This is a genomic window from Acinetobacter guerrae (genome assembly GCF_009372255.1).
In the GTDB taxonomy this organism is placed as follows: domain Bacteria; phylum Pseudomonadota; class Gammaproteobacteria; order Pseudomonadales; family Moraxellaceae; genus Acinetobacter; species Acinetobacter guerrae.
Window position 1 is genome coordinate 561,310 of sequence record NZ_LXGN01000001.1, and the last position, 8,843, is coordinate 570,152.

The following is an 8,843-nucleotide window of genomic DNA, read 5'->3' on the forward strand; positions in this document are numbered from 1 at the left end:
GCTTCACCCTTAGTTTTGCCCTAAAAAAGGTGAAATATGCAACACGATACGGAATTTGAACTATTTCGAGATAATTATCGACGTTTTCTAAAAGAACAAGTCGCTCCTTATTATGAACAATGGGAACAGGATGGCTTAATTCCACGAAAGCTTTGGAATCAACTGGGTGAAAATGGTTTTTTATGCGTCGATGTTCCAGAAGAATATAGCGGCTATGGCGCACCTATCCATTACTCACTGATGCTAGTTCAAGAAACTGCACAGGCAGGATTTACCTCTTTGGCAGTTGCCATCGGTGGGCAAAATGAATTGGTTTCGCCCTATATTCAAAATATTGGTACTGAAGCACAGAAAAAATATTGGCTTCCCAAAATGGTCACTGGTGAAGTGGTCACAGCGATTGCCATGACGGAAGCCAATGCTGGTTCTGATTTACAGGCAATCCGTACACAAGCCATATTAACTGACGACGACTATATCGTTGATGGTTCAAAAACCTTTATTTCCAATGGATTACATGCAGACTTAATTGTACTGGTGGCAAAAACCACCCCACAGGCAGGTGCTAAAGGCATGTCGTTATTTTTAGTTGATGCCCATTTACAAGGTGTAAAAAAAGGACGCTCACTGAAAAAAATTGGTTTACATGCACAAGATACCGCCGAACTATTTTTTGATCAGGTCAAAGTTCCCACTTCACAACGTTTAGGCGATGAAGGACAAGGCTTTGCTTACCTAATGCAAGAATTACCGCGTGAACGCCTGAGTATTTCCATGATGGCACTGGGGTCAATTTTAGGTGCAATTGAACTGACTAAAGACTATGTCTTACAACGCAAAGCCTTTGGTCAACCCTTAAGCCAAATGCAAAATACCCGATTTGTACTTGCCAATGCGCAAATTAAAGCCAAAGCCGCACAAGCCTTTGTCGATCAATGTGCTGAGATGTATAGCCAACAGCAACTCAGGGTCAACCACGTTGCCGCACTGAAATGTTTTATCACCGATACCCAATGTGAGGTGATAGACCAATTACTACAACTGTTTGGTGGCTATGGCTACATGCAGGAATATCCAATTTCACGTTTCTTTGTCGATGCCCGCGTGCAAAAAATTTACGGCGGAACCAACGAGATTATGAAAGAAATCGTGGCGCGTGAACTCTTGGGAAAATAATTTAAATTTTAACAGCGAAGCAAGGCAGAAAGAACAAACAGGTCTTGCTTAAAACAACAATGATATTTCAGGATGAAATGCTATGTCTAAATTATGGGTGTATTCCACGCTTATGTTTTCTGGTTCTATATTTGCGGGAAGTTTTGTCGATAACAGCAGTGTAGAACTGACTACACGCAATTTTTATTTTGACCGCGACTATCAGGAGCTTTCCAAATATCCAGCAGCGAAGGACTGGACACAAGGCTTTATTTTCAAGGCAAATTCAGGCTATACCGAAGGAACAGTGGGCTTTGGTCTGGATATTCTCGCCACCGCTGGTTTTAAGCTAGATGCCAGCGCCAAATATGCAGGAACTGGAAATCTACCGCGAGACACCGTCACCAATGAACCCGCGTCAAGTTACGGTGAAATCGGTGTCACAGGTAAAGCTAAAATTAGTCAGACTGAACTTAAAATAGGAACGCTTAGACCAATGAATCCTGTTTTAGTCGCTTCTCCTGCCCGTTTGTTACCACAAACTTATCGTGGAATTTCACTAGAATCTAAAGATGTAAAAGATTTTGAATTACAGGCTGCTTATATTGATAAAGTGAATCAACGTGATTCGACCAATTTTGAAAATATCAGAATTTCAGCAGTAAATGGACGTTTTAAAAATGCTGAAACTGATGGATTGTACTATGCAGGCGGCTATTACAATGTCAATCCAAGTTTACGTTTAGGTTTATTCTATCTGGATGTGAATGATCTTTATGATCAATGGACAACAGGTTTTTTACACAAATGGGAGATCAACCCAACCACACGATTGAGTAGTTATTTACATTATTATCGAAGTCGTGATGTAGGCAATGCAAAAGCAGGCTTAGTCGATAATGACTTATATCATGCGCATTTTGAACTGAAGCATCAAAATCATAAACTTATTTTTGGGACGTTTCAGCATCATGGTGAAACTGCGTTTCCTTATTTAAGTGGTGGAGAAACAGGACTACTGATTGATACATGGCCAGGCGAGTTTCTCAATCCCAAAGAACAAGCTTATAGTTTCCGCTATGAATATGACTTTAAAGATTATGTTCCGGGTTTACGCTTTATGACACGCTATACCATGGGTCGTAATATCTATGCACCTAATCTGGGTGGAACCAATTTAAAAGAGCGCGAAACTGATTTTGATCTGGGCTATACCATTCAAAGCGGTTGGCTCAAAAATCTGGGACTTCGCGCACGTTATGCCATCTACGACAATAACATGTCGGCCAACGCCAATATCAAACCTGTGAACGAAACCCGTATCAATATTGATTATACGTGGAAATTTAAATAACACTGATAGGCTCTAGATCATCGGGAGCCTACTTCGATTTAGGGAAAATAAAAAATGGATATGACTGACAAACTCCCTCCTATTCACTATTTGCTAGGCGGACACCATATTCAATGGAACGATCAAGCGCAGCAACTTGAAATTGATTATGTCGCATTAGAAAGTTTTACCAACCCTAGAGGTACCGTTGAAGGTGGTATGATTTGCGCAATGTTGGATGATGTGATGGGCTTATTTGCATTTCTGGCGAATAATCGACAACCTGCCACCACGATTAATCTGACAGTAGATTTTCTACGCCCATGTCAGGTCGGTGTCGTGCAGGCCAAATGCCACTTTGTAAAGCAAGGTAAATCTATTTTAAATATCGAAAGTGAAGCATGGCAAAACAATAAAATGCTGGCACGAAGTACAGCTAATTTTATGGTGCTTTAAGTTTCAGTTGAAGCCACAAAAGAGAAAGAAAACCCGTTGCTTTCTTTCTCAAACCATTCATTACTTAGTTTTAAAAGCGCTGAGAGATGCTCAACTTAAAGTCACGTCCCGTGCCTGTCATATATTCTCCAAGATACATTTTGTAGTCACGATTAAACAGGTTATCAATAGAGAAATTCAACTGAGGACCATTTTCACCGACTGGCTGCCAATCGATAAAAATACCGTGCAAAGCATAGCCTTTAGTACGAGGCAATGAAAAACCAGAAGCCCCAATTGAATGATCTGTATTTAGAATACTTCTGGTTTGCGCATCTACAAAAATTCCACGCCAGCCCATTGTCAAATCATGTTCAGGAACATTGACACCTAGCGTAGCTGTCGCCTTGCGTGGAGGTATTTGTTCAATCCATGTTTTTTGATTAAACCACGGATTAACAGGAGAATTATCACGTTGACCGCGCACATAAGAATAAGTTAAACCCGCAAAATAGGTGGGCTGATTATAAAATAGCTCTGCTTCATAAGCTTTGATGGTGTAATCAGTAATATTTCTATAAAAACCATGATCATATTGGCCATTACAAACACTGGCATTCGCACTTCCACCCTGAGCAATAATCTCGGCTTGTGCCTGACAGAAAACCGAACGATTACGGAAAATTTCGTCTGAACCGCGGTTATGATAATAGCTAAGACGGATCTGTAAATGATCATCATCTGTCAAAAGCTGATCAAAATTCATTTCATTACCAAGTCTTATCGCCAACATTTTTTCGGGACGCAAATACAGACTGGTCGCAGATACCGTAGAACTTGGACCATCATTATAATATTGCTCATCAACGCGCGGCGCACGCCATGTTTTGCTGATATTAGCAAACCACGTGAGGTAATCTGCCTGTTTCCATGCCAAGGCTAAACGAGGTGACCAACCTGTATAACTTTTTTCTGAATAATCATGGCCTGCTTCAACAGTGCTATAACGTGGAGCCAGATTGCCATAACCCTGATTGATAATATTGTCATAACGTAAAGACGGCGTAATCGTGACTGCCCCAATTTGATATTGGTCTTCAACAAATGCGCTATACATTTGCTGATCACCTGCGGGCATATAATTTGGTTGATAGAGTCCGTAATTATATTGAGGATTATTCAGATAAGAGCGAACCAGCATCAAAGAGTTTTGCTTCATCTTTTGATATTGTGCCCCGATTTTTAGCTTATGTGTACCATAAGCCGTATCAATATCACTGATATTTAAAAGTTTTAGTGCTGTATTGGTATAGTTCACCCAGCTTTCATCGCCAAGATTGGCCGCTGAAAAAGAAACCCCTTCCAAACGTTTATCATGTTGTTTGGTTTTTGAATAAGAAAAATTTGCTTTGAAATTAATATAAGGATTCGCAGCAGGATTAAACTCATAACCAGCAGAATAGCTTGTATCTTTTTGGTCACGATAGACTAAACGGCGTTTCCACGCTTCGTCATAGCCATACTTTGCAATATCTGCGGCACTCGGAACAGCATCCTGATCACGCATTGCAGCAAAAGGTTCCCAGCCTGTATGGCTACTTTGCATGGCATTGAAAGAAATCTTTTGGCTTTCATCTGGACGAATATTCAGTTTTGCTAAATATGTGTCCTGTTCCTGAGCCGAATATAAAAAAGAGGTTCCATCTGGACGCTCTACATTATCGCTATCGCGTTTGGTATAGTAAAACAGCCCATCTAGCAGATTATTTTCAGTTTTTCCATACACTGCACCCGTATAAGTATTTTGCTGGTTATTACTAAATCGCGAATACTTTAGAAATGCGCCGACATTTTTATTCTGTTTTAATAGATCCTGCGCATCTCTGGTTTCCAGTGTCACCTTTCCACCAAAACCGCCATTACCAACTTCAACATTATGCGGACCTTTATCGACCGTGACCCGTTTTAAAATTTCAGGTTCAATAAAGACTGACCCTTGTCGATATTTATCAAAAGATTTGACCGAATCATCCAGTGTAATGGGAACATCCTCAACTCCCCCCATACCCAGAATATTAATCGTTTGTCCGCCGGGTCTAGGAGAGCCAGCCGAAGATACCCCTGGCATGGTGTCTAATAGTTGTGCAACATTATTGGTCTGATAACGATCAATCGCGGTCTGATTTAAAACGCTTTGCCCAAACTGAACCGTATCTGAATTTTCTGCCTGCATAGAGAGAGTTGGCATTTGGTATAACTGATGATTATCCTGATTGAAAATTGAAGATGAATTCAGTTGCCCTTTTTTTATGGCACTTGAAGTCCCCACATTTTTTTCATCAGACTGTTCATGCTCTTGTTTCTTATCTACCAATAAGTAACCTGCCGATGATTTCATCAGTTGAAAAGGCGTATTTTCAATCAATCTGGCAAATGCTTGCTCAACTGTATAGTTGCCTTTTATCGCATTTACTTGGTAACGATTCGTCTTCTTTGCATCCATCAGTAATGAAACATTGGCTTGCAATGCAACGCTATTGAGCGCCTGAGTCAGAGAACCACGCTCCACTTGAAAGTAAGCAGAAGAATTGCTACTTGCAGCGTATATAGGGGCCGAAACGCAACTGACAGAAATTGCCAGAGAAACGGCCAACGCTATTTTTTGTAGAGAATATTGGGAAGATAAAATGTGCATTAAAACGATAGCCCCATATAAATGATAATCATTAACTAAGCCAATTAGCAAATAATTGCTGTTCTTCCCTATATGACGCACCACAATCCCAAAACACGCAATTTGTCTTTATTTTCTAACTTTCAAGCTGAATAATAAAAACATGACTTCCTATTTTTTGAATATTTAATTGTGGATATTGAGCTTTGATTAAGCTCAAAGTTTGCTCCACATCCTGTTGGGCATTAATCACCCCATTGACTTTGAATGACTCAAGTACAGATGCACGATAAATAAAATAAACGTTATGCTGTCGATTTAGACGTTCTAGTAAATCAGGTAAAGCCAGATTATCGGCTAAAATCTGGTTGTGTTGCCATGCAAATTCAGTAGATTGAATTGCAATCGGTTGAATCGGTCCAAAGCCATGTGCGTCAGCTTGTACCTTTTGACCAGCATGTACGCGCTGACGTTGATTGACCTGCTTCGCACTCGCTTCAACACTTGAATGCAACATACTAATACTGCTGTTTTCACGATTTTGATGCACAATAAATCGTGTTCCTAATGCCTTGTAATCGGCTTGCTTCGATTGCACGATGAATGGTCGATGTTTGTCTTTTGCGACATCCACATAAATCTCACCCTGAACCAGTTCCACCTGACGTATCTGTGAATTAAAATGCAATTTGATGGCAGATTTAGCCCCTAGTGTAATTTTTGAACCATCTTTAAGTACAAATGACTGCATACTTCCCGTCGCAGTTTTATAATCTGCGGTGTAATAAGCAAAGGGAAAATAATGGTAGGTCAAAATACTGAATAGCCCAATGAAACCAATGCCCAATATCCCACGACCAAAAGCCTTTTTGAGCTGTTGTTGACTTTGTTGAGTGTGTTTTAGCGACTGTTGCAAGGTCTGGCTATGAATACGGTGTGTTTCCTGAAGTTGTTTTAATTCGTCAGAAAAGCGACTGATTTTATCGAATTGATCATGATATTCGGGATGCTGTCGTTGCCAATGCTCAAATTCGACTTGAGCTTGAGCGCGTTCAATCGGATCATCTGTGTTTAAACGAATAATCCATAAAGATAATTCTTTTTGTAATTTTTTTGGGTCAGTCATGTTCCGACTCAAGCAACTGTTCTCGCGCTTCAAGGCATAGACTTAGACAATCTGCTAAATAAGTTTGCGTCGTCCTTAAAGATTTACCAATCCGTTCAGCGATTTCACTTTGATTGTAACCTTCAAAGTAATACATCAGAAAAGCTTTTCTTGCCAATACTGGGCTTTCGTTTAAAGCAATCGTTAAAAAATCTAAAATTTGTACCACTTCTTCAAGTTGATTATTTGATAATTCAATCTCTTGAAGTTGTAACTCCCCTGCCAGAGTTTCCAGATAGCTTTGCTCTAATACATAACGTCGATGCTTATCAATCAGTACATTTTTGGCAACATTGACTAAATAAGCTCTTGGTTCCTGAATTCCGAGTAGTTTTTGTCGAGTTTGTAATAACTTAACAAAAGTATCTTGCACCAGATCGGCTGCATTAAAAGGATAACGAATGCGATAGCTAAGCCACTGTTGAAGCCAATCATGGTGATCCAGATACATTTCATGAATGAATTGTTTCTGTGCAGTTGGGGAGAAAGATTGATCCATAGCAAAATATTGAATGAATAATATAAACAAGAATTATTATCATTTATTAATGTGATTATTGTAAACTATTTCTGAACGATATTTTCTATAAAAAAGCTGCATTCCTTATTGCGTCTTTTTCTATCCTCCTTCGTCATAGCGTATATAGACCTTTATTTACTCCGCAAATATACAACTTTATTTAGGTAACGATATGAACCAATCCGTTGGCAAAACAGACATTCAACATCATATAAGTTCAGCACTATCACTTCGCTTAAAAACTGAAACAGCAGCAGAACATGAACGTATGCATCACTTAATGGCTCAGGCAGATGTTTTTGCAAGTCGGATGCATTATGCAAAATTTACACTGGCTCAATATTATTTTCAGCGTGATGTTGAGTACTTATTTAAATATCCAGAAATCATTGATTTTATTCCTGATCTGGATGTTCGTGGTCGCTCAGACGCAGCGTTTAAAGATTTACAAGATTTAGGAGTTTCACCTACAGATCTTAATATCGCGAGTCAGGATGCCAATGCACTTGAAGCGCTAGGCTGGATTTACGTTTCTGAAGGTTCAACGCTCGGAGCTGCTTTTTTATTTAAAGAAGCAAAAACCAAGCTGGAACTTTCCGAAGAATTTGGTGCACGAAATCTGGCTGCTTATCCTGAAGGCAGAGCAAAAGTCTGGAAACGCTTTGTTCAGGCACTCGATGATGCAGGTTTAAGTCAAACTGAACAGGATCAGGTCGTACAAGGTGCAATGGATGGTTTTGCCCGCTTTGCATCGCTATTAACCACAGCAAATACAGATCAGTAAAATGTCAGTACCAACCAATCCGTCCAAGTCGCCCTCAACCTCTGATCACCTAAATCATGATCAGATCGAGCTCACTATATCTAAAAATATACATCATGAAAGCTTATCTAAATCCAGCTTTTTAAGGATTGTATTTATATGTCTGTCTTGCTTGAGCCTGAGTATTGGTGTGATTGGTTTGTTTGTTCCAGGTTTACCTACGGTTGAGTTTGTATTACTCGCGGCTTTTTTTGCAGGAAAAGGCTCTTCCAGATTACATAAATGGTTTTACCAGCATAAATTATTTGGTCCCATGATTCGTAACTGGCAAGATAAGCGTCAGGTTTCCAGAAAATCAAAATATATGATGGCTGTTAGTATGACACTTGCTAGCAGCATCTTGATACTTCATGTACCTCATTTCTGGTTTAACTTTATATGTATGCTATGCATGCTGTTCGTTTTTATTTGGGTTTGGCGGCGACCTGAGCCCTAAGATACATAAAATGGAAATCATGAATCTCAAAAAAAAAGACCACAAATTTGATCTGACCCCCGAAAGTTGGACGGTTTGATTAAGCAGCTTTTAAGGACTGAGTTCTGTACTCTACAGGGCTTAGTCCTTTTAATTTAACCTTGATTCTTTCATGATTGTAATAGTGAATATATTCTTTCACGGTTTGTTCCAATTCTTCAACTGAATTAAATTTTTCACCATAGAAGCACTCTGATTTGAGTATTCCAAAGAAATTTTCCATTGATGCATTGTCCAAACAGTTACCTTTACGAGACATACTC

The 8,843-nt window shown here is 39.5% G+C and carries 9 protein-coding genes; 5 read left to right on the forward strand and 4 right to left on the reverse strand.

Annotation, left to right across the window (positions count from 1 at the left end; genetic code table 11):
- The first annotated feature begins 36 nt into the window (after positions 1-36).
- From A7A69_RS02570 to A7A69_RS02580, 3 genes are all read left to right on the forward strand, one after another.
- The gene (locus tag A7A69_RS02570) at positions 37-1,176 is read left to right on the forward strand and encodes an acyl-CoA dehydrogenase family protein (RefSeq protein ID WP_152876163.1); all 1,140 of its coding nucleotides are present in this window, start codon (positions 37-39) and stop codon (positions 1,174-1,176) included.
- Between the two features lie 82 nt (positions 1,177-1,258).
- Complete coding sequence (locus A7A69_RS02575; RefSeq protein WP_187349149.1) at positions 1,259-2,509, forward strand: OprD family porin; 1,251 nt, start codon at positions 1,259-1,261, stop codon at positions 2,507-2,509.
- A 54-nt stretch (positions 2,510-2,563) separates the two neighbouring features.
- Positions 2,564-2,944 (forward strand): PaaI family thioesterase, encoded by a 381-nt coding sequence (locus A7A69_RS02580; protein ID WP_152876164.1) that lies wholly within the window; start codon positions 2,564-2,566, stop codon positions 2,942-2,944.
- A 70-nt stretch (positions 2,945-3,014) separates the two neighbouring features.
- On the opposite strand, the gene A7A69_RS02585 is transcribed toward A7A69_RS02580, so the two are convergent.
- Genes A7A69_RS02585 through A7A69_RS02595 form a run of 3 tightly spaced genes read right to left on the reverse strand, consistent with a single transcriptional unit; the run spans position 3,015 to position 7,261 of the window.
- Positions 3,015-5,705, reverse strand: a complete 2,691-nt coding sequence (locus A7A69_RS02585) for a TonB-dependent receptor (RefSeq protein WP_187349153.1) — start codon at positions 5,703-5,705, stop codon at positions 3,015-3,017.
- Between the two features lie 28 nt (positions 5,706-5,733).
- On the reverse strand, positions 5,734-6,723 hold the full coding sequence (locus tag A7A69_RS02590) for a FecR family protein (RefSeq protein WP_152876166.1): 990 nt from the start codon (positions 6,721-6,723) through the stop codon (positions 5,734-5,736).
- A complete protein-coding gene (locus A7A69_RS02595; RefSeq protein ID WP_120371215.1) occupies positions 6,716-7,261 on the reverse strand; it encodes a sigma-70 family RNA polymerase sigma factor in 546 nt (181 codons plus the stop codon). The genes A7A69_RS02590 and A7A69_RS02595 overlap by 8 nt, the downstream gene beginning before the upstream one ends.
- Positions 7,262-7,454: 193 nt before the next feature.
- Between A7A69_RS02595 and A7A69_RS02600 the strand changes: the two genes are divergently transcribed.
- A complete protein-coding gene (locus tag A7A69_RS02600; protein WP_044434433.1) occupies positions 7,455-8,066 on the forward strand; it encodes a biliverdin-producing heme oxygenase in 612 nt (203 codons plus the stop codon).
- A 1-nt stretch (position 8,067) separates the two neighbouring features.
- Entirely contained in the window at positions 8,068-8,541 is a 474-nt protein-coding gene (locus A7A69_RS02605) for a YbaN family protein (protein WP_152876167.1), read from the forward strand.
- 79 nt (positions 8,542-8,620) lie between these two features.
- Here the strand turns inward: A7A69_RS02605 and A7A69_RS02610 are convergent.
- On the reverse strand, positions 8,621-8,843 hold a 223-nt coding region (locus tag A7A69_RS02610; protein ID WP_152876168.1), incomplete at its 5' end, for an IS3 family transposase.